The organism is Pedobacter sp. HMWF019 (assembly GCF_003061025.1).
Classification (GTDB): domain Bacteria; phylum Bacteroidota; class Bacteroidia; order Sphingobacteriales; family Sphingobacteriaceae; genus Pedobacter.
Map to the genome: position 1 here is coordinate 1 of NZ_QAIL01000020.1, position 21489 is coordinate 21489.

The 21489-nt window shown below is 39.1% G+C and carries 18 protein-coding genes; 15 read left to right on the plus strand and 3 right to left on the minus strand.

From position 1 onward, the window contains the following. Positions 1-88: 88 nt before the first annotated feature. Positions 89-439, plus strand: a complete 351-nt coding sequence (locus DBR11_RS01030; RefSeq protein WP_108549749.1) for a hypothetical protein — start codon at positions 89-91, stop codon at positions 437-439. Between the two features lie 40 nt (positions 440-479). Further along, positions 480-725: a hypothetical protein gene (locus DBR11_RS01035; protein WP_108549750.1), complete on the plus strand. Its 246-nt coding sequence runs from the start codon at positions 480-482 to the stop codon at positions 723-725. A gap of 59 nt (positions 726-784) precedes the next feature. Here DBR11_RS01035 and DBR11_RS01040 read toward each other — a convergent pair whose 3' ends face one another. Together DBR11_RS01040 and DBR11_RS01045 are read right to left on the minus strand one after the other, a co-directional pair. Then, positions 785-1915: a S1/P1 nuclease gene (locus DBR11_RS01040; RefSeq protein ID WP_108549751.1), complete on the minus strand. Its 1131-nt coding sequence runs from the start codon at positions 1913-1915 to the stop codon at positions 785-787. A 379-nt stretch (positions 1916-2294) separates the two neighbouring features. Further along, complete coding sequence (locus DBR11_RS01045) at positions 2295-2723, minus strand: SRPBCC family protein (protein ID WP_108549752.1); 429 nt, start codon at positions 2721-2723, stop codon at positions 2295-2297. A gap of 172 nt (positions 2724-2895) precedes the next feature. Here DBR11_RS01045 and DBR11_RS01050 point away from each other — a divergent pair, with 172 nt between their 5' ends. Beyond that, positions 2896-3804, plus strand: coding sequence for a DUF5996 family protein (locus tag DBR11_RS01050; protein ID WP_108549753.1), 909 nt, complete (start codon positions 2896-2898; stop codon positions 3802-3804). Between the two features lie 6 nt (positions 3805-3810). On the opposite strand, the gene DBR11_RS01055 is transcribed toward DBR11_RS01050, so the two are convergent. Further along, a complete protein-coding gene (locus DBR11_RS01055; protein WP_108549754.1) occupies positions 3811-4086 on the minus strand; it encodes a UBP-type zinc finger domain-containing protein in 276 nt (91 codons plus the stop codon). A 132-nt stretch (positions 4087-4218) separates the two neighbouring features. Between DBR11_RS01055 and DBR11_RS01060 the strand changes: the two genes are divergently transcribed. The 12 genes from DBR11_RS01060 to DBR11_RS01115 all read left to right on the plus strand — a co-directional run bounded on the left by DBR11_RS01060 (position 4219) and on the right by DBR11_RS01115 (position 21300). Further along, entirely contained in the window at positions 4219-4800 is a 582-nt protein-coding gene (locus DBR11_RS01060; RefSeq protein ID WP_108549755.1) for an RNA polymerase sigma-70 factor, read from the plus strand. An 81-nt stretch (positions 4801-4881) separates the two neighbouring features. Continuing rightward, a complete protein-coding gene (locus DBR11_RS01065; protein WP_158275179.1) occupies positions 4882-6024 on the plus strand; it encodes a FecR family protein in 1143 nt (380 codons plus the stop codon). Between the two features lie 4 nt (positions 6025-6028). Then, on the plus strand, positions 6029-6472 hold the full coding sequence (locus tag DBR11_RS01070; RefSeq protein WP_108549757.1) for a protein-disulfide reductase DsbD domain-containing protein: 444 nt from the start codon (positions 6029-6031) through the stop codon (positions 6470-6472). A 252-nt stretch (positions 6473-6724) separates the two neighbouring features. Further along, positions 6725-10150, plus strand: a complete 3426-nt coding sequence (locus tag DBR11_RS01075; RefSeq protein ID WP_108549766.1) for a TonB-dependent receptor — start codon at positions 6725-6727, stop codon at positions 10148-10150. Between the two features lie 111 nt (positions 10151-10261). Beyond that, positions 10262-11665: a RagB/SusD family nutrient uptake outer membrane protein gene (locus DBR11_RS01080; RefSeq protein ID WP_108549758.1), complete on the plus strand. Its 1404-nt coding sequence runs from the start codon at positions 10262-10264 to the stop codon at positions 11663-11665. Between the two features lie 24 nt (positions 11666-11689). Next, positions 11690-12865, plus strand: coding sequence for a TlpA disulfide reductase family protein (locus tag DBR11_RS01085; RefSeq protein WP_108549759.1), 1176 nt, complete (start codon positions 11690-11692; stop codon positions 12863-12865). Positions 12866-12882: 17 nt separating this feature from the next. Continuing rightward, positions 12883-13956: a TlpA disulfide reductase family protein gene (locus tag DBR11_RS01090; protein ID WP_108549760.1), complete on the plus strand. Its 1074-nt coding sequence runs from the start codon at positions 12883-12885 to the stop codon at positions 13954-13956. A 22-nt stretch (positions 13957-13978) separates the two neighbouring features. Beyond that, positions 13979-15172, plus strand: a complete 1194-nt coding sequence (locus DBR11_RS01095) for a TlpA disulfide reductase family protein (RefSeq protein WP_108549761.1) — start codon at positions 13979-13981, stop codon at positions 15170-15172. Between the two features lie 127 nt (positions 15173-15299). Next, positions 15300-17630, plus strand: coding sequence for a TonB-dependent receptor (locus DBR11_RS01100; protein WP_108549762.1), 2331 nt, complete (start codon positions 15300-15302; stop codon positions 17628-17630). A 5-nt stretch (positions 17631-17635) separates the two neighbouring features. Next, positions 17636-18442 carry a DUF4249 domain-containing protein gene (locus DBR11_RS01105; protein ID WP_158275180.1) on the plus strand — a complete coding sequence of 269 codons (807 nt, stop codon included), beginning with the start codon at positions 17636-17638 and terminating at the stop codon, positions 18440-18442. A gap of 104 nt (positions 18443-18546) precedes the next feature. Then, entirely contained in the window at positions 18547-19965 is a 1419-nt protein-coding gene (locus DBR11_RS01110; RefSeq protein ID WP_108549764.1) for a DUF3943 domain-containing protein, read from the plus strand. 63 nt (positions 19966-20028) lie between these two features. Beyond that, positions 20029-21300: an alpha/beta fold hydrolase gene (locus DBR11_RS01115; protein ID WP_108549765.1), complete on the plus strand. Its 1272-nt coding sequence runs from the start codon at positions 20029-20031 to the stop codon at positions 21298-21300. Positions 21301-21489 lie beyond the last annotated feature (189 nt).

Sequence of the window (21489 nt, forward strand, 5' to 3'; positions counted from 1 at the left end):
ATCTGTTTCTTCTTTAAGAATCTGGATGTTTATTCGCTTTTAGTATAAAGGATATAAATGTATCTTAGCTCCCGGAACCAAACTCTTCATGAAACATCTTTATAAATCGCAGCTGCAGCTTAACCTGAAACAATATTATGCCAACCGCAACTGGAGGTCCATCTCTTATTTCGATTCCAAAAGGGACGAAATTTTATTTGTCTTACCAGAAGCGGATGATATACACGAAGCGTTTAATGGACTTTATAGTGTGCTTTCTGCCTTGCCTGAGATTGATTACCCCAAAGAACGGACAGTGATTAGTTTTTGTTATGAAGACGGGACTTCCTATTGTTCCCGGTTAATTAATCCGAATACGCAGGATGAAATCAATTTGGCTTTGATTGGCTATCGCCCTGAGCGGAGAATCAAACCTGAAGAATTGCAGGAATTGTCTTAAGGTTTTAGGGAATTAAAACATTAATTATACATCATATGTTATGGATGTAGAAACTAATGCTATGGAACCTTTTGAGATCACCGTGTTAACTGGCGGCAGAGAAGAACAGTTAGTCGTATTGGTAGACCCAAATGACAGCAAATACCAGGTATTTGAGGAACAATCTTTTTTAGGTAAAATTTGGGCCGACATTGATGAAGTTGGGATCATCTGGAGCAGTGCAGATCTGATTGCACCGGAACTGGTTCAGCAGATTGGGGAGCAAATTGAGATTTATGATCAGTAAATGACATTAAGGTGATACCTAAAAAAGAAAGAGGCTAGCCCCGCTAACCTCTTTCTTTTTTATTTTGATGCCTGAAAGCTAATACTTCCTGCCTGATCGGTTTCAATTTCTGGTTTGCCTTTAAAAAGCTTTGGTACTCCTGAAACGGATATTTTCTTGTTTTTCCAATCAGTGGCACCAGATGGCCCCTTAACGGCAATTGTAAGGATCTGGTTAGGATATTTGCCACCAAGGTTCAGCAGGGTAAGATTGTTGCTGATCACTTTATAGTCATAAACAATATCCGTTACAGTTACGTATTTTCCCAGGTAATTCACTACATCGGCAGTATTCTTTAATACAATTGGATTTGTATTTTGACGATTTTCAACGGCCAGATTTTCCTGTGGTTTTTCTGCAGAAGGTTTGTAGTTTTTAAAGATCTGGTTCAGAACACCGGCAAGTCTGATACCTCCCATTTCTATCCGGCTCTGAATTTCAGGAAGATGTCTGGTGTAATAGTTGTCCGATAATCTATTTTCCTTTTCAACTTCAGCATATAATGTATTGCTCAACTGATAACTTTCATAAAGCCATTGAACGGGGGATGCTGCCTGCCATTGTTTGATTTGTGCAGGACTGGCCTGATTACACTTTTCTGCAAGTTCCACAGAACTAAGGTGCAGACGATCAATCATTCTGCTGTCCCATAAGGAATGTAAATTGGTTCCTTTTCCATCAAACTGAACTTGTATCGTATTACCTCCTTTATCTTCTGCGCGACTTACATGCATTGGCTGGTGGGCATCACCAACCAGATGCACTATAAACTTTAGCGCTTCAGTTTTCTTTTCCTTAGGGCTATTTGAATCAGAGAGTACTTTTTCATACTGAAGAAGTGCGGAATAGAGGTTGTCTTTTTTTAAGGATTTTACTTGATCTTCAAATGCTTTATAAGGAAGTCCGGAAGGTAGGTTTACAAAATGATAGGGCCCCGTGGATCTATACTCTGGCTCAGACCGGATCTGGTCTGCCCAGCTGCTGATTCCCGGAAGGGTTTCGTTTCCGAGCAAATCTTTGATGGCCAGCTTTGCTTCTGGAGTTAAATGATATTCTGCTACTCTGGCCACAGTTTGGTGTCCGATTGCACCCCATGAACCTATTAGGATTCCCAGTGGGAATAAAAGGTAAATCAATATTCTTTTTTTCATACGGCAGCAAATCTACGGCAGTATGATTAGAAAATTTAGCAATAGTTGTAACAAATTAAAAACTGCTACAATTTTTTGGAAAGAAATGAAATAATTGATCAGGACGTTGAATATGAACTTTAGTCTTCTTCTTTTTGGAGGAGACTTTTTGCAAGCGATGTATATAGAAAGTTACATGGGTGTACAGGTATTCCTGTGCTAAAATGAGATCGGGATGAATGGTTTTCTGAGTTGTCAGGGTGTCTTGGGAATTATTATTTATTTTTCTTTTTTTGCATTAATTGTATTCCATCACAATATTTTGAAATTTTAGGCGTATATATATACGAGAGCGTTAATTTAGATAAGCGGGACCAACCAGGGATAGGGAGGTCCCGCTTTAATTATGAGCTTCTGTGTATTTTTTGAAGTTAGTGAGTATAGCTTTCCACCCGTCTCTTTGCATTTCAACAGGATTTGTATCTTCGGCTTCAAAAGTTTCAATTATTTCTGTAGACTGGCCATTACTTGCAAAAGAGATTTCAACTTTTCTCTGATCGCCGAGGGTATAGTTTATAGTTTTTAAATGTTCTACTTTGTCATACACACCTCCAAAATCAAAACCAAAACTTCCGTCTTTGGCTTCCATACGGGATAGGAATTTTCCGCCTGTCCTTAGGTCATTTTCCGCTCTGGGTGTATGCCAGTCGTCTGATGCGCTGGTCCACTTGACGATGTGCTCTGGTTTGGTCCATATATCCCAGACTTTTTCTACAGGGGCATTAACTGTTGTTTTTAGAGTTATAGTTGTTTTTTTTTCTGTGCTCATCTTGTCTAAGTTTGAGGATTTATCATTTCTTTTTGATAAGATAAATTTAGAAAGAATACTGAGAAAAAGGGATAGGTGTAAACGACAAATAAAGGGTATTTTATGTCAATAGTGAATCTTGCACACAAATCGGCTGTTCATTTGTTTTGTGGTCAGGTAAATTACAATACAAATGAAAACACAATGGCCAGTACTTTCTTATGAAAAAGGCAAATCTACTTATGAGACTTTGCAGTTGTGGACCCAAATTGTCGGGAAAATAAAACTGGCAACATTGCCATGGGTAAATCACTCCTGGCATATTACTTTACACATTACGCCAACAGGATTGACCACTCAAAATATGCCTTACAAGGAACTGAATTTCCAGATAGATTTCGATTTTGTAAGTCATGAATTGAAAATGAACACGAGTAGTGGAACTTCCAGAAAGTTCAGTTTGTATGGGCTTTCTGTTTCTGCATTTTATAAAAAGATCTTTGACGACTTGAAAAGTTTAGGTATTGATTTAGAAATTAAATCTATTCCGGTGGAGATTGTGGATCCTATAGATTTTAAATTAGATACGGTGCATCATACTTATGAAGAGAAGGAGGTCATTGCTTTTCACCGAGCACTACTTTCAATCCAAAATGTATTTATGCAATTTAGAAGTGAATTTAAGGGGAAATGCAGTCCTATTCATTTCTTTTGGGGAAGTTTTGACATGGCGCTTTCTTTCTTCTCGGGGCGTAAAGCACCTAAACATCCTGGTGGAGTGCCTGGTTTACCCGATTGGGTTGCAGAGGAAGCTTATTGCCGGGAGGTGAGTAGTTCAGGCTTCTGGCCTGGAAGTGGTGCGCTTCCGGAAGCCGCATTTTATTGTTATTTGTATCCCGAACCTCAGGGATATAAAGATGGGGAAGTTAAGCCATCGGGAGCATATTATCATCCAGAATTGCGGGAGTTCGTATTGCCTTACGCTATAGTTCAGCGGGCGGAAAATCCGGAAGGTCAATTGCTTGATTTTTTAAGAAGTACTTATGGAATTGGATCGGGGCTGGCCAAATGGAGCGAGGATTTATGGAAAGGCACTCAATAGGAACAGCTATTGATAGTCAGCAAAGACTTCATCTTTATAACACCATAGCCATTTTTCGCCGGGTTCTGCAGAAATAACCACAGGATGATGCATTTTGTGATAATGATTGGTCATATGGGCATGGGCAGACTGATCACAACAAAGTGTAGTTCCACAGGTTTGACAGGTTCTTAAGTGCACCCAGTCGCTGCCAATTTTAATACATTCTTCGCATACCAGTTCTTTAGCAAGTTTCAGGTTTTTGATTTCTTGAATATGGTTACAGATTTCAGGATTTTCCATAGTGCTGTTTGTTTTGCTACTTAATAAAAATAAGGAATAATTATTGAATAATGTGCAGGTTTTGTATTTTTACTCCAAATCAACCCCTTTAGTTTTTAACTTTGTTCCAAGTAGTGGTCCGGTATTATTAAGATGACAAATCTATATAGCAGACTTGACGATCATCAGTTAGCTGACTTATTGAAGTCTGGTGATCAGGTAGCGTTTACGGAAATCTATAACCGGTATAAATATCTTTTATATCTGCATGCTTATAAGCGGATCAGAAATGCCGATGAAGCTGAAGATCTGGTTCATGACCTCTTTGCTGTGTTATGGAACAATAGGGAGAATTTTGTTTTAAAGACACATTTGTCGGGCTATTTGTACACTTCGGTTAGAAACCGTATTTTCAAACTGCTTTCGCATAAAGATATTGAGTCTGTTTATTTGTCTTCTTTTTTTGAAGCTGGTGAACGTGCTGTAAATGTAACGGACCATTTGGTCAGAGAAAATCAGCTCCTGACCCAGATAGAAAAGGAAATTGCGTCACTTCCTGTTAAGATGAGGCAAATATTTGAGATGAGCCGTAAACAACATCTTTCTCATAAAGAAATAGCAGACCAACTTCATCTTTCTGAGCAAACCGTCTCGAAGCAAGTCACCAATGCTTTGAAAATTTTGAGAACAAAACTGGGCTTATTGACTTTTTTGATCTTTTTGATCAGATATTAATTTTTTTTGAAAATCATCTACCTGTTGGGGTGGAGTTAAGGGTCTATGTATTTTAAGCAACCAGTTAACGCCTCATTAAAGATGAATAAACAAGAACTAAAGACACTACTGGAAAAATTTGATGCAGGACAATGCACGGCTGAAGAGATCGGTATGCTGGAAAGCTGGTACCTGGTATGGAGATCCGATGAGACAGTCGATTTTGAGGAGGCAGAAGCGGAGCGTCGGGTCGATCAGATATGGGACAGATTGAAGCCGGATGTTGAAGTAAAGAAAAAAATAGTGTTATGGCCGCGTATTGCTGCCGCTGCGGTGCTGCTTCTTAGCCTGAGTTTAGGATTATATTTTTATCAAAGTTATTCTTTAGTTGGAAAACAGGAACTGGTTCAACAGGATGTTGCTCCCGGGGGAAACAAAGCTTATCTGACTCTGGCAGATGGAAAAAGGATTACTTTAACGGATGTGGCTAATGGCGAACTGGCTAAACAAGCTGGGGTGGCCATACGGAAATCTGCAGACGGTCAATTAATATATCGGCTGTCTGACCGGGGATCTGCCAGCGATAAACCTGTCTATAATACGATTGAAACACCCAATGGCGGACAATATCAGGTCATATTGCCAGATGGAACTAAAGTATGGCTAAATGCAGCATCAGTTCTTAAATTTCCTTCCTCATTTGCAGGCTTAAAAGAACGTAGAGTTGATTTAAGCGGAGAAGGATATTTTGAGGTATCGCATAATGCAAAACAACCCTTTATTGTAAAAACCCCCCAGCAAGAGGTAATTGTTCTGGGTACTCATTTTAATATTACCAGTTACACCGGGGAGGCAACAATTACCACTTTGCTCAAAGGTGCTGTAATGGTTCGCCGTTCAGGAAAAACTGCAAATCCACTAGAGGGGGACGACTTCGCGGTTTTAAAACCGGGAGAGCAATCTGAGCTGAAAGAAAAAATAATAATAAGCCCTGCTGATCTAGAAATGGCTACTGCATGGAAAGATGGGTTGTTTATATTCAATAAAACAAAACTCCAGAATATTTTAATGCAGTTGTCGAGATGGTATAATGTAAATGTTGATTATAGTAATGTTCCTAAAGATAGAGCACTTTCCGGGGCTATAAAAAGGGAGTCAAACTTGTCCAGTGTATTAAAAATGCTTTATGAAACAAGTCGCATTAACTTTATAATAGAAGACAACACCATAAAAATTAAGAAGTAAGAATATGAAGAAGATCATTTTAAGTTTGGCTGTCATGCTAATGGCATTCATGGCATCTGCACAGATCAGCAATCCTGTAACCTGGAGTTATGGAGTGAAAAAAATTAATCCAAAAGAAGTTGTCGTAATGTTTAAGGCTGTTATGGATAAAGACTGGCATATCTATTCAACAAACCAGCAAGCAGGTGGACCTCAGAAAACAACTTTTGCTTTTGCGACTTCCAAAGATTATCAGCTTTTGGGTAAGGTTGTAGAGCCTAAACCTATTGCAGAGTATAGTGATGTCTATAAGTTTGATCTGCTTTATTTTAAGAATGCTGTAGTTTTTCAGCAGAAGGTTAAACTGGTTAAAAAGACGGTTCTTAAGGCAACAGTTACTTATATGGTGTGCACCGATAAAGAGTGTAAACAAGCAACTGAAGTAAGTTTTAATGTTCCGGTTGGGTAAAAACCGTAAAGATATTTGCAAACGTAAATTTAAGCCTATGTAACATGTATACGAAGCCGAAAAAAAATAAACCAGGTGCGCTGGAACGCAACTGGTTTTATTAAGGCACATCAGTTATTATAAGAATCAATCAACCGACTACAACCTTAACTTAACAAATGTATGAATTTCAAGATTCTATACAAGGAGGGCTATTGCTTTAAAAACCGCAGTATTCGTTCTTCCGATTTAAAATCTAAACTGATTTTAATTATGAAATTAACCACAATTATGATGATCATCTGCTACATTCATGTTTCTGCTGCAGGTTTTTCTCAACAAATCACCTTGTCCGAAAAAAACGCATCTCTGGAGAAGGTTTTGATCAAAATTAAGAAGCAAAGTGGGTATCAATTGCTTTATGATGCTCAATTGATAGAAAAATCGAATCCGGTTACCCTAAACTTAATCAGTGTGCCTATTGGTGCTGCACTGGAACAGATTTTTGATCATCAACCTTTTACATATAGCATTTTTGACAAGACCATCCTGGTGAAAATAAAGGAGTTTAATCCAGAACCCAGGGGGGGTAAAAATGTGATCAGAGTTATTGATGGAGTTGTTCGAGATGTAAATGGAAATGCTCTTAATCTGATCAGTGTGAAGATAAAAGGAAGTAATAAAACAACTGCAACGAATGCAGAAGGACGCTTTTCTATCAATGCTCCTGATGAAGAAGCAGTTCTTGTGTTCTCATGCGTTGGTTTTATAACCAAAGAATTGCCCGCTAGACAAGGTATGGCCGTTGTTCTGGAGTCCGAGCTGAATAAGCTCAACGAGATGGTGGTTGTAGGATACGGCAGCACCAGAAGAAAGGATCTGACCGGTTCTGTGTCTTCAGTTAATGTAGGTGAAATTAAAGATGTTCCCTTTATGAGTGTTGATAATGCACTTGCAGGGAAAGCGCCTGGTGTCCAGGTAACTAAGGCAGATGGTTCTCCCGGCGGAGCGATTCGTATCCGAATCCGGGGCGGAGCTTCCTTGTTGGGAACAAATGATCCTCTGTATGTTATTGATGGGATTCCAACCGTAGTGAGCAATAGTTTTATGAATGCACAGTCTGATATTGTGAATCCAATTGAGGCGGCGAATTATGGGGAAGATTTCAACAATAGTGTGTCTGGTTCATTTTCCCGTGGATTGAATAATCTGGCAGGCTTAAATATTGGAGATATTGAAAGTATTGATATTTTGAAAGATGCTTCTGCAACGGCGATCTATGGCTCTAAGGCAGCAAATGGTGTGGTCATTATCACTACTAAAAAAGGTAAATTAAATACTAAACCTCAGTTAAATGCCAACTATTATGTTGGTTTTAATACTCCTGTTAAAGAAAAGGTATTGAATGCGGATCAGTATAAGACTGGATTAAAGGAGGCTGCTACAAATTATATTAATGAACGCAAAAGGCTAAATTTAAGTTTAACAACCAGTGCGTCAAAAAAAGCCTTAAGTATTATAAATGATCCGTCTTTCTTTGGGAATGCGAATACCGATTGGCTGGACCTGGTATTAAAAACCGGAGCAACCCAGAATGCGGATGTATCTGTTAGTGGAGGTGGTTTAGGTTCCCGCTACTATACGTCTTTAAACTATACCAAACAGGATGGGACCTTAATAGGGACTGATTTTTCCCGGATATCGGGTAAGACGAATCTGGACAACGAAATTAGCAAACGTTTCAGGGTAATCACCAATCTGAACTATGGTTTTACCAAAACTAATATCACCGAAGGGGTATATGGACAGGCCTTAACTGCTCCTCCTACTTTTTCGCCCTATAATGCCGATGGATCTTATACCACCTTGGGCGTGCTTAATGACGACTACAGAGGTTTTCAAAATCCTTTAGCTGTTGCTTCTGGTACCAACAGGGCAAAAGATTACACTTTGATGGGGTCTTTATCTGCAGAATATGACATTTTAAAGGACCTGAAATTTAAAAGCACAGTGTCCGCTAATTATAGTTCTTATAATCAGTTGAACTATGTGCCGAGTTATGTAGAAATCGGAGGTTTTTACGGAAGAGAGAACTCTCAGGGAGGATTGGGGTCTCAGTCTCATTCCAGTTCACTAAGTACATTTATAGAGAATACGCTTACCTGGAACAAGGAATTTAACGAAGAGAACCGGTTAAATATTCTAGCGGGAACTTCCTGGGAGAACAATACCAGCGATTTTTTTTCAGCAACAGGAAGAGGCTATCCGGATGATAATTATTTGAATAACTTAACTTCCGCTGCTTATGCTGTTTCTGTAAGAGGAGCTAGTCCTGCAAGTCAAAGCTCATTGCTTTCGTTTTATCTTCGTGCCAATTATGTTTTTAAGGACAAATACCTTTTAACTTTTACCGGACGGTCTGATGCTTCATCCAAATTTGCACCTTCTAATCAGGTAGGATATTTTCCTTCCGGGGCTATTGGATGGCGGATTTCTCAGGAGAACTTCCTTAAAGAAATCAAATGGATTGACGAGATCAAAATCAGGATGAGTGCGGGCAAAACCGGAACTCAAAGTATTGGAGACCACCTTTGGCGGACGCTCTATTCTCCGGATTCTTATGCTGATAAAAATGCCCTGGTACCAAATCAACTTGGTAATGCAAATATTAAATGGGAGTCAACCACCCAACAAGATCTTGGATTGGACTTTGCTTTCTTTAAGGGACGTTTAGGAGGTACCTTTGGCTATTACAATAAAGTAACCGATGGGGCATTGTTAAATCTGACGCCTGCACCAAGTTCCTCTTATAGCAGTGTAATTTACAACATAGCCAAGATCAGGAACCGTGGACTTGAACTGGATATCCATGGCGATATTATCCGGAGTAAAAATTTTAACTGGACTGGTGCTTTTAATATCTCGAAAAACACTTCAAGGGTCCTGAATATAGATGGTGGTCCTTTTTCCAACCCGAATGACCGGAATTCCCTTAATTTAGGAACCAGTATTGTGAAAGAAGGGGAACCTTTGGGATTATTGTACGGAAGAGTGGCTACAGGTGTTATAAAAACACAGGAACAACTGGATGCATATAAAAAAGCCTTTCCTTACTGGACCATTTTTAGCCCGTACCTCAATATTGGCGATATGTCTTATGAAATTGAAGATGGATTTTGGAAACAAGACATTATAGGCCATGCTGCACCGAAGTTCTTTGGTGGTTACACAAATACCCTTTCTTATAAAAACTGGAGTCTGATCTCCTTGTTTACTTTCTCTCATGGTGCTCAGCTGATTTATCAAAAGGATGTCAGTGATATGGGATTTAGTGGTTTGCCAAATGAAGGGGTAAGAAGTTTGGATCATTACAGTTCATCTAATACTGGATCAGACAGGCCCAGATATTTATTGAATGACACGCAGTTCCTGACCAATTTGAATGTGTATGATGCTTCTTATATCAAATTAAAGTCGATAACGCTGTCTTATAGCTTGCCAGCAAGCTTACTGCAAAAACTGAAGTTCAATACGCTTACACTATATGCTACGGGTACAAACATCTTTACGATTACCCATTACCCTGGACCAGATCCAGAGGTCAGTGATGATCCGAGGAGTGTAATTGGCGGTGGCAGGGACGTGAGTACGTATCCAACTGTGAAATCATATACTTTGGGTGTTCGTCTTGGATTTTAATTACTAATACATAACATAATGAAACCATTATGTGCAGTACCACACAAACCGAAATGAATAAATTGTGGCAGCACATGATAGCTTCATAACCTTTAAAAAAAATATATTCTGATGAAAAAGCTAATTATATATAGTATGTTTTTTACGGCATCAGTTTTTCTGATCGCTTGTAAAAAGGAATTGAATGCTTTACCTACGCAATCTAAAGTAGAAGGAAATGCGATTATTGATCAGAAAAGTGCAGAGGTCGCTTTAAATGGAGTTTACCTACGTTTTGCTCAAGGCGGCGATGATCGGGGAACCCCCAGCATTATGTGGGCTAGCGATCATGAGATCTTACCTTCAACGCTTGCTGGCTATGTAACCTATCCATATGGGGGATCATCATTTGATGAAAATGCACTGATTAAATCTACTGATTATTCAGTGGCCAATCTATGGTCTGCACCATATGGCCTCATTAACGCAGCTAATGGTATAATAGAGCAAGTATCAGCCCTTGCCGATGATAAATTCACTGGAGCCAGAAAGGCGGAGATTATCGGAGAGGCTCGCTTAATGAGGGCATATGGGCATCAGTATCTGCTCAGGTATTTTGCACAATTCTATGACCTCAGCAGCAATTATGGTGTGATGTTGAGGAAAGAGTTTATAACCACAAACAATATTGCTCAGAAACGCAGTACGGTAAAGGACAGTTACGATTTTATTCTTTCTGATCTGGATGCAGCCATTGCTGATGCACCTTTGGTTAGTGCAAATTATTACGGCAATAAATGGGTGGCTAAAGGTTTAAAAGGCAGAATATTGATGATGCGAGGGCAGGCGGCAGATTATACACAGGTAATTTCTATCACAAAAGACATTATTCAAAATGGCCCTTATCAATTGGAACCCAATTTGCATGATCTCTTTAGCACTAAAGGTTTAGATAGCAAAGAAGTCATGATTGGACTCTATCCTAAACCCAATCAAGTCAACAAGTCGGATGTTTATTTTTATCGGAACGAGCCGGGCTATCTGGCTACCGCATCTCTCAAATCTCTTTTTCAAAATGATCCCAGACAATCCTGGATGATCGGTGATGTAGGTACAACCCCAGACGGTATCCTGAAGTATCAGGGGTCAAAGGTTGAAGTATGCTACCCAATGCGTCTTACAGAGATATATTTATTAGAGGCAGAAGCTATTGTGCGTTCAGGTGGTTCATTGAATGACGCTAAAGCTTTGTTAAAAACCGTATTGCAACATGCGGGAATAAGTGATTTTTCCAGCCTGGACAATGTAACTGGCCCGGATGCAATGTTGATCCAGATCTACAACGAAACGGCGAAGAACTTGTCTTTTGAAGATGGGCAAGAATGGTCGGCTTTGTTAAGGATGCCTTTGAGTTTTGTATTGCAGGTTAAGCCAGCTGTAAAAGATAAAGACCACTATATTTTACCTATTCCAAAAGATGAATTTGATAGAAATCCTGCAATAGGAGACCAGAATCCAAGCTACAGTAAAAATTAAGGACCCACCTAACATTAAGAAAAAATGAGAACTAAGAATTTTATAGGGCTGTTGTTGTTGCTCTTTCCATATTACCATTCTTTTGCCCAGACCGGGCAAATTAAAAAACAGTTTGTACTTAACGGTACAGTTAAAAGTGCCGATTCTGTTTTGTTATATTATACGGACGCGTCAGGAAAGTACATCCATCTTGCCAAACCAATTTTGGGTCACAGGATTTTTCTGAAAGGATTTATAAATGAGCCTGTTAACGCAAGAGTCTTGTTTAAGAACAAGGGAGAAATAATTTCGGAGCGTAAGTTTTGGGAAAGGATGACGGAAATCTATCTTGAGCCGGGACAGATGACATTATCAGGTTCGGCTTCTGATCTGAAATCTTTAAAAATCACAGGTTCTAAAAGTCAGAAGGAACTGGAGGATTTGAATGCACATATTGCACCTATCAGGAAAGAAATGCAACCCGTTTTGGAAGCATTAGATAAAGAGAAAGATCACGAAAAAGCGGCTGAAATTCGCGATCAGCTGGAACCTTATAACGATCGTATCAAAAAGATAACCTATGATTTTTTTATTGGGCATCCAAACTCCTATGTGACTATGGACATGATGAGGTTTTACCTTAGCAGGATGAAACTTGACTCTGCCAAAAGAGTGTATAATAGTTTTAATGCCCAAATGAAAAAGAAAGCTGCAGCCAGGGAACTCTCTAAAGAAATCAATAAAATTGAGTTGGGGATGCCAGGCAATATGGCTGCTGGTTTTAGTAAAACTGACATCAATGATAAACCATTGTCGCTCTCAGATTTTAAAGGCAAATATGTGATCGTTGACTTTTGGGCCAGTTGGTGTGTGCCTTGCCGTAAGGGAAACCCTCATTTGATTCGTCTTTATAATACTTATAACAGTAAAGGGCTGGAAATTATTGGCGTGTCTGATGATGACAACAATCATAGCGCATGGAAAAAGGCAGTAGAGCAGGATAAAATAGGAATATGGCATCATGTGTTAAGGGGGTTGAATATGGACCTCAGGATGAAAAATCTACCCAATCCAGAAGATATTTCAGAGAAATATGGAATCAGCTCCTTGCCGACTAAAATACTTATTGATCCCGCCGGAAAAATTATTGGCCGCTATGGAGACAACAATGGTGGATCAGATCAGGATCTGGACAAAAAATTAAAAGAACTACTTAAATAACCTTAAAAAACTTGACCATGTTAAAAAAGTTAAAATTAATTCTGCTGGTTTTGATCGGTTGCAGTGTTGCGTCCTTATATGGACAGACCGCTAAGGTTTCAGGAAATCTAACTGGATTGAAAGATGCCAAAATTGTTATTTACTACTATAAAGGAGATAAATCTGTTTCAGATACCGTAAAAGTAAATGGAGGTAAATTTAAATGGGTAGTGCAAATTTCAGAGCCACAAAAAGTTGGAACGATGTTATTTGGAAGGTATTACCAATTTTTTGTGGAACCTGGAAATATAGAGATTAAGGGCACTGATAAGTCAGAAGAAATAAAAATTACGGGCTCAAAATCCCAGGATGAATATGAAGCTTATGATAAGACTTTAAAAGATCTGGATGACCAGGAATCTCCGCTTTATCAAAAATGGGGAAAGGTAAGTAAAGAAGAGCAGGTTAAATTAGAGGAAAAAGTAGAGGATTTAAGAAAACAAAGAAGAGCGCGAAGCAATCAATATATTGCTGCACATCCTAAAAGCCCATTGAGTATCAGTATGGTTTCGGATAAAGCAATGATGGGAAGCTATAGTGATGTAAAAGAGGTATTTGGAAAACTCGATGCTGCCGCTCAGCAAAGTGCGGAAGGGAAGCGGATCGCCGGCCGGCTGGTTGTTTTAAAAAGAAGTGCAGTAGGAGAGCCGATGCTTAATTTTACCCAGAACAATATTGAAGGTAAGCCCGTTCAGTTTTCTAATTTTAAGGGCAAATATGTATTGGTTGATTTCTGGGCAAGCTGGTGTGGACCTTGCAGGGCCGAAAATCCAAATGTATTAAAAGCTTATCAGCAATATAAGGACAAAAATTTCACCGTTGTAGGAGTTTCGCTTGATGATAAAGGGGAGAATTGGAAAAAGGCCATCAAAGATGATCATATGCCTTGGACACAGGTTTCAGATTTAAAGGGCTGGAAAAATGAGGTGTCTACTTATTATGGAATTATGGGGATTCCGAGTACTTTGCTGATTGATCCGAAGGGAAATATCATAGCGAAAGATTTGAGAGGAGAATCTCTCAATAAGAAACTTGCAGAATTGTTCAATTGATTCACCTGATAGACTTAAGGAAATGAAAAATAAACTAAACAATCGCTATTTGATTCTTGGTATAACTGTTTTAATGAACGCAAGTTGTACGCCATCACGTCAAAAGAATTTCAGTATTAAAGGAACTATAAAAGGTATAGATAGCGGAATGGTATTTTTGCGTAAATTCAATGAGGCTGATAGGACAACGAAAACATTGGATAGCGTTGTGGTTCATCGGGGACATTTTGAATTTACAGGAAAATTGGAGTCTCCGGAGATGCTGACCTTAATTGCCAGACCTGGAAATTGGGGGACCAGTATTTTTGTTGAAAATAGTGAAGTTGTTCTGGATGCAGATACTGCTGGTGCTGAACATTATGATTATACACCGTATGGTGGTGATAAAGGAGCGAGTCTGAAAAAAGTGAAAATTTTCGGTTCAGGAAACCAGGATATCTATGATAATTTTGAGAATGATCCTGAGCAGCTTCATTTTAAGAAAGTATTTGCCGAAATGAACAAGCAATATGAAGCAGAGAAAAATCCTGAGCTAAAGGAGAAAATGAGATCTAAGTTTGATTCTCTAGGAAAACTGAGTAATGCGTGGCAAATCAAATGGATTAATGCATTTCTGCAAAAAGATTCCGAATCAAGCGCTGGTGCTTATATTTTCTACAATTATTACAGATCTAATACGAGTATGCCCTTAACTGAAATGGATGCTTTGCTTCGTAAATTTACTGGGGACGCAAAAAAAACTGTCTATTATACCAATCTAATAAAAGAAGCCAATTTAAGGAGGGCACTTTTGCCAGGAAAACTAGCTCCTGATTTTACATTGCTGAAAAGGGATAGTACATCTTTTACGCTCTCTTCAACACGAGGGAAATACATTATGCTGGATTTCTGGGCCAGCTGGTGTAAGCCTTGCAGAGCGGCAATTCCACATTGGAAAGAGGTGTATGCGAAATATAAGGACAAAGGTTTCGAAATCATAAGTGTTTCCGATGACAGCAGGAAGGCAGACTGGATTAAAGCGATGGATCAGGAAAAAATGCCATGGACCCAGGTCGTAGATGAGTTCCCGGTAAAGAATATGCCTGCAAGAGTGGGGACATTATACCAAACTCATTTTATTCCTTTTTATGTTTTATTGGATAAAGAAGGAAAGATTTTGGTGTATTCCGGAAATGAAAAAGATATTGATGTAAAACTTAAAGACCTTTTGATGTAAATCCTTTCACCGTGTTATAAATCCAGGTATTTGTAACACGGTTTTTTAGATATTGTGTCTTTAATTTTGACTATAGACTGGAAAAAAAGTCTATTTTTAGGCCCTGGTCTAGATAACGGCGCAATACATGAAACAAACGAATTTCCTTATCCTCTTTTTTCTCACTTTCCTTTTTATTCCCGAGCTGTTTGCACAGCAAAAATACACCTTAAGTGGTACCATCCGTGATGCTGCTACAGGAGAAACCTTGATTGGTGCTACTGTAAAGCTTCAAAATGCAGACCATACTTTTGGCAAAGCCGCCAATGATTATGGGTTTTATTCTTTAAGTGGCGAAGGAGGTGAGTACACAATGACGGTCAGTTATGCTGGCTACCTGACTTATCGCAAGCAGATCAGTTTAGTTGGAGATCTAAAGATAAATGTAGGGCTTGATCCTGCAAATTCCTTACAGGAGGTGGTCATCAGCGCTAAAGACCGCAGGAATGACAATGTGAAGAGCGCCCAGATGGGACTGGAAAAACTGAACATGAGAGATCTGGATAATGTGCCGGTTTTGTTTGGGGAAAAGGATGTGTTGAAGACTATACAACTTATGCCAGGAGTTAAGTCTGGAGGAGAAGGAAATACGGGATTTTTTGTTCGTGGAGGAGCCGCTGATCAAAACCTGATCCTTTTGGATGAGGCAACAGTTTACAATTCTTCTCACTTACTGGGTTTCTTTTCTACATTCAATTCGGATGCCATCAAAGACGTTAGTTTGTATAAAGGCGGAATGCCGGCTCAGTTTGGCGGAAGACTATCTTCAGTATTGGATGTTAAAATGCAGGATGGCAATAGCAAGGAATTTGGTGTAGAAGGTGGAATTGGACTTATTGCTTCCAGGATCAAGGTAGAAGGACCTATTATAAAAGACAAGGCTTCTTTTATGGTGAGTGCAAGGAGAACTTATATTGATCTCCTTTTAAAGGCTTCTTCCGATTCTTCTATAAACAGCAATACCTTAAATTTCTATGACATCAATGCCAAAGTAAACTACAGATTTGACGACAAAAATACGCTCTTTCTTTCGGGATATTTTGGCCAGGATAATATCGGAATTAAAGACCTTTTTGCGAACGATTGGGGGAATACAACAGCAACGGTGCGCCTAAACCATGTTTTTAATAGTAAATTGTTCTCCAATACTTCATTCATTTTTAACAAATATCATTATGCAATTGAATTGCTCGATAAGGATAATAATGCAAGGGTTACTTCTTTGATCCGTGATTTTAACCTTAAAGAAGACCTTCAGTATTTTACCAATCAGCATGTTTTTAGATTTGGGGCACAGGCTACTCATCATCGAATTGCACCATCAGATATTACAACAACAGGAAATTCCAGTATCAATCCGCTTTCAGTCGAAAACCGTTACGGACTGGAAATGGCTGGTTATGTTTCTGATGAGTGGAAATTGAATAATAAACTGGAGTTGTTATATGGGGTAAGGATTAGCAGCTTTTCACTGCTTGGCCCGGGTACAATCCGTACATACGATGCGGGAGGAGATATAGTAGATAGCTACGATGCGAAGAGGGGGAGTTTTGTGAAAACCTATGTATATGCAGAACCTCGTTTTTCGGCGAGCTATAGTTTGAATGAGGAGAATTCGGTTAAGGCTTCTTACAATAGAAATACGCAGAATATTCATATTCTGACCAATGCCAATACCAGTTCACCAACCGATCAGTATGTGATGAGTAGTAATAATATAAAACCGGAGATTTCTGATCAGGTGGCCATGGGCTATTTCAAAAATGCAAAGGACAATACCTATGAATTCTCTGCTGAGATTTATTATAAGTGGCTTCAGAATCAAATTGACTATAAAAACGGAGCGGAACTTATTGCCAACGCAGAGGTAGAATCTGAATTGCTTTATGGAAAGGGCAGGGCTTATGGATTGGAACTCTACCTGAAAAAGACAAAAGGAAAGTTAACGGGGTGGGTTAGTTATACACTCGCGAAAACGGAAAGGCAATTTGACGGTTTAAATGGCGGAAATTATTTTCCTGCTAAACAAGACCGTACTCATGACCTATCGCTGGTTGGGATCTATAATTTCAGTTCGAGGTGGACCTTTTCTGCCAACTATGTGTACAGTACTGGTAATGCAGTAACTTATCCGGCAGGTAAATACAGTACCGGTGGTTTAACTACTTATTATTATACGGAAAGAAATGCAAACAGAATGCCATATACTTCAAGACTGGATATCAGTGCAACGCTTAAAGCCAGGGAAACTAAGAAGTACCAATCGAGCTGGAGTTTTGGTTTGTATAATGCATTGAATCGTAAAAATCCGTATGCGATTACCTTTAGAGATAGTAAACAAGATCCTACGCGTACAGAGGCTGTTCAAACAAGTTTGTTTGGTATTATTCCTTCGGTAACCTATAATTTTAAATTTTAATGATCATGAAAAGACTTATATATTTAAGTATACTGTTTGTAGGTTTCCTGGTTTGGTCTTCCTGTGAGAAAGTAATCGATGTGAAATTGGATACTGCTCCGAATCAGATGGTTATAGAAGGAAACATTACCGACCAGAACGAGGCACAACTGATCAAGATTAGTCAGTCTGTTCCTTACACCGATCAGAATGTGTTTCCGGCCGTTAAAGGGGCTAAGGTTACAGTAACGGATGATGTTGGCCATCTGTGGACCTTTGAGGAGCGCGAGCCTGGAAGTTATACCTCTGTTCCTTTTAAAGGGATTTCAGGGAGAACTTACTCACTTAAGGTGGATGTAAGCAATACACAGTATACAGGAATTTCGATTATGCCGAAGCGAGTACATTTGGATTCTTTGAGTTTAAAGGTTTTTACTTTTGGGGGTAAGGATGTTAAACAGTTGCAGGTCCACTATAATGATCCAGCAGCAGAAGTCAATCAATATCGTTGGGTGATGAAGATCAATAATGTACAAACTAAACGGGTATTTGTTGGTAATGATCGTTTTACCAATGGAAATAATGTTGCTGAATTACTTTATTATAGTAAGGATGACGATAATAAAGAGCTTTTGAGTGGAGATGAAGTGCAAGTAGAAATGCAGTGCATTGACAAGGCTATTTATAACTATTGGTTTACGTTGAGTGAGCAGACAAAAAATGGCCCTGGAGGTGGGGTAACACCGGGGAATCCGCCTTCTAATATCAATCATAATGCATTAGGCTATTTTAGCGCTCATACTACGGAAAAGGTCTCCTATAAAGTGAAATAGAAAGTTTTTTTGCTGGGATAAGCTGGGTTGCTATGGGAAATTTGTGGTTATTCTAAACATATTGTGTTATTTTTAGGTATAAATTAACGTAATATTCATCGCCTATGCAGTCTGTCTCTACACGCTATTTAGCTTTGTTTTTTGTTTTTTTGGGCTTTCATGCCGGGGAGTTAAAAGCTCAGTCTCCTTTTGATGCGGAACGACTCCTGAAGAGAGACAGCCTTAACCGGAAAGTTAACCTGGATCTTCCTAAACCTCCAAAAAAATTCGGCAGGGCTGCTATGCAGTTCGGGCTTGCGGAGTTGATACCATTTACTTTCGATAGGTATATTACCCACGCTGATTATGCTTATATTTCTTTTAAGACGGTAGGTCATAATCTTAAACCAAGCAGCTGGACCTGGGACAATGACGAATTTCAGACCAATCAGTTTGGACATCCCTATCACGGCAGTTTATTTTTTAGTTCCTTCAGAGCAAACGGGTATTCCTTCTGGCAATCGGCACCCGCTGTAGTGGCTGGTAGCTACCTTTGGGAAACCTTTGCTGAAAACCAGGAGCCTTCTCCAAATGATTTCATCAATACCACATTTGGAGGAATTGTTCTGGGGGAAATGACCTATCGGCTGTCTAACCGAATCGTTAATAATCATACTTATGGCTTTAGACGCCAGGCCAGTGAGGTGCTTGGTTTTATTGTTAATCCTATGAATGGGCTTACCAGGATCATGGATGGTAAATGGGGGAAGGTAAATGGTAAACATATTGATCAGGATTCTTCAAAAGTGACAGCCGAGCTGGACCTGGGAATTCGCAGGTACAACAACGAGAATGGCAGCGACTTGAAAAGAAGTAAGTTTGGCTGGTATGGCCGAGTGAAATTATTGTATGGTAATGCTTATGAAAATTACAGGGTTCCTTTTAGCAATATGTATATCAATGCTGAATTTGGTAAAGATGATAGCTCTTTGGTGAATATGATCAATGTTTATGGCTCCCTTGCTGGCTGGAGAATCAGGTCGGGTGAACAAAAAAGACACTTGGCGGTACTATCTGCTAATTATGACTATATCCGGAACAGGGCATTTTTTTATGGCGCACAGAGTGTAAAAATGAATTTGATCTCAGAGTATAAACTACGTTCTAAAATCACATTGAATACTACCCTTGGTGTTGGCCCTGTGCTTTTAGCGGCAGTGCCAGATCCTTATCTGTTTAAGGGAAGAAATTATGATTACACTTCTGGTGTGGGTGTTTCCGGATCTGCCGGATTTAACATTGACAATAAATTGTACTTTTCGGCGAGTTACCGGGGCGGTTGGTTAACAACCATTAATGGTAATGCATCATATTATTTTCTACATACGGTATCTGGAGAAGTAAGATATGAATTTACTCCAGGATTGTCTTTTTGCGCAGAGCCGGGCTATCTGACACTGGAAGGAAACTATAAGGATCATGAGGATGTGGATAAGAAATATCCCTATTTAAGAGCTTCTTTCAGATATAATGTTAATCTTTAAACTTAATATAAGTCCTGTTTTGTAAGCTTATAGTTTGCTGAACAGGCATCTGGATTAAAGTGTATGAAAAGATTATTTTGTGTATTATTATTGGGAACAATCACTTTTTTTGCTCGGGGTCAAAACGTGAGTGATCAATTGGTTGTTGATAAATTTTTACGTTACTTCAACTCAAGTCAGGCCGATAGTCTTTACACGCTATTTGATCCGCAAATGCAGACGGTTTTAAATGTAGAGAAAACAAAGGCCATGATCAATCAGATCAAAGGGAAGCTCGGCCAAATTGTAAAAAGTCATTATGAGGGTAGTCCTGCATCGGAAATCTATGAATACCGCATGAGTTTTGAAAAGCCACTGGTTGATTTAGCTCTGATGCTTAAAGGAGGTATGATTGCAGGCATTCGACAGAAAAAAATTGAAATGGCAGCCGACAGCGCAACTCGTTCGAAAAGCCCGGATAATTTTGTGGTTAGAGTGCCGCTTGCAAGACTTGTTGGTACATTGACCATGCCTAAAGCATCCGGTAAGGTGCCGGTCGTTCTGCTGATTTCTGGATCCGGTCCCACCGACAGGAATATGAACCAGGAAAGCGGTTTAACGAGCAATTCATTTTTAATGTTGGCAAAGGGACTCGCAGATCATGGAATTGCTTCCGTACGTTATGATAAAAGAGGGGTGGGCAGAAGTGTATTTTCAGGAAATCCGGAGGATCTGGTATTTGATGATTTTATTGGAGATGCTGTGCTTTTAGTCGATTCTTTAAAAAAAGATGCTAGATTTTCTAAAGTGATTATTGCAGGCCATAGTGAGGGGGCTACAATTGGCCTGGTTGCAGCATTAAAAAGGAAGCCCGCTGCATTTATATCTCTTTCAGGTTATGCTACGGATCTGGTTTCATTACTTGGGAAACAGTTAAAGGCCGATTTAAGTCCTGCTGATTTTAAAGTTGCGGCGGAGGTAATGGATAGCTTAAAAGCTGGTAAACGCATTAATAAGCCTCTTCCGGGTATTTTGTCTGCTTTGTTTTCGCCCGCTATTCAACCTTTTTTAATTTCGAATGTAAAATACAATGCACGGTTAGAGATCGCAAAATTGAAGGTTCCTATCTTAATTATTGCTGGAACCCATGACCTTCAAATTGGTGTAGAAGACGCAGAAAGATTGCATGTTGCTGCACTGGGATCGAAATTGAAACTGATTACAAATATGAACCACGTGCTGAAAAATGCCCCAGCGGAAAAAACAGCTAATTTTGCAACGTATAATAAACCCGATCTCCCGCTTCATCCTGATTTGATGCCAATATTAACACAATTTATTCTTCAACTTCGTTAAAAGATTTTTTTTTGTTCTCTAGTTTTTCGAGTATGGGCTTGTTATCCAGTTTGATAGCTTGATAAATGTACTTTTGGTACATTTAAAGCGATTAAAATTCGAATAAATGTTTTGTAGAAATGAAAAATCTTTATAGTTTTGCGCCCGTTGAAAGGAGATACTTTTAACTAAGATTGTCCGATAGTATAA

Bases quoted from the DNA above. Each gene is read 5' to 3' on its own strand.
- DBR11_RS01030 (WP_108549749.1), top strand. From the start codon at position 89: ATGAAACATCTTTATAAATCGCAGCTGCAGCTTAACCTGAAACAATAT.
- DBR11_RS01035 (WP_108549750.1), top strand. From the start codon at position 480: ATGGATGTAGAAACTAATGCTATGGAACCTTTTGAGATCACCGTGTTA.
- DBR11_RS01040 (WP_108549751.1), bottom strand. From the start codon at position 1,915: ATGAAAAAAAGAATATTGATTTACCTTTTATTCCCACTGGGAATCCTA.
- DBR11_RS01045 (WP_108549752.1), bottom strand. From the start codon at position 2,723: ATGAGCACAGAAAAAAAAACAACTATAACTCTAAAAACAACAGTTAAT.
- DBR11_RS01050 (WP_108549753.1), top strand. From the start codon at position 2,896: ATGAAAACACAATGGCCAGTACTTTCTTATGAAAAAGGCAAATCTACT.
- DBR11_RS01055 (WP_108549754.1), bottom strand. From the start codon at position 4,086: ATGGAAAATCCTGAAATCTGTAACCATATTCAAGAAATCAAAAACCTG.
- DBR11_RS01060 (WP_108549755.1), top strand. From the start codon at position 4,219: ATGACAAATCTATATAGCAGACTTGACGATCATCAGTTAGCTGACTTA.
- DBR11_RS01065 (WP_158275179.1), top strand. From the start codon at position 4,882: ATGAATAAACAAGAACTAAAGACACTACTGGAAAAATTTGATGCAGGA.
- DBR11_RS01070 (WP_108549757.1), top strand. From the start codon at position 6,029: ATGAAGAAGATCATTTTAAGTTTGGCTGTCATGCTAATGGCATTCATG.
- DBR11_RS01075 (WP_108549766.1), top strand. From the start codon at position 6,725: ATGAAATTAACCACAATTATGATGATCATCTGCTACATTCATGTTTCT.
- DBR11_RS01080 (WP_108549758.1), top strand. From the start codon at position 10,262: ATGAAAAAGCTAATTATATATAGTATGTTTTTTACGGCATCAGTTTTT.
- DBR11_RS01085 (WP_108549759.1), top strand. From the start codon at position 11,690: ATGAGAACTAAGAATTTTATAGGGCTGTTGTTGTTGCTCTTTCCATAT.
- DBR11_RS01090 (WP_108549760.1), top strand. From the start codon at position 12,883: ATGTTAAAAAAGTTAAAATTAATTCTGCTGGTTTTGATCGGTTGCAGT.
- DBR11_RS01095 (WP_108549761.1), top strand. From the start codon at position 13,979: ATGAAAAATAAACTAAACAATCGCTATTTGATTCTTGGTATAACTGTT.
- DBR11_RS01100 (WP_108549762.1), top strand. From the start codon at position 15,300: ATGAAACAAACGAATTTCCTTATCCTCTTTTTTCTCACTTTCCTTTTT.
- DBR11_RS01105 (WP_158275180.1), top strand. From the start codon at position 17,636: ATGAAAAGACTTATATATTTAAGTATACTGTTTGTAGGTTTCCTGGTT.
- DBR11_RS01110 (WP_108549764.1), top strand. From the start codon at position 18,547: ATGCAGTCTGTCTCTACACGCTATTTAGCTTTGTTTTTTGTTTTTTTG.
- DBR11_RS01115 (WP_108549765.1), top strand. From the start codon at position 20,029: ATGAAAAGATTATTTTGTGTATTATTATTGGGAACAATCACTTTTTTT.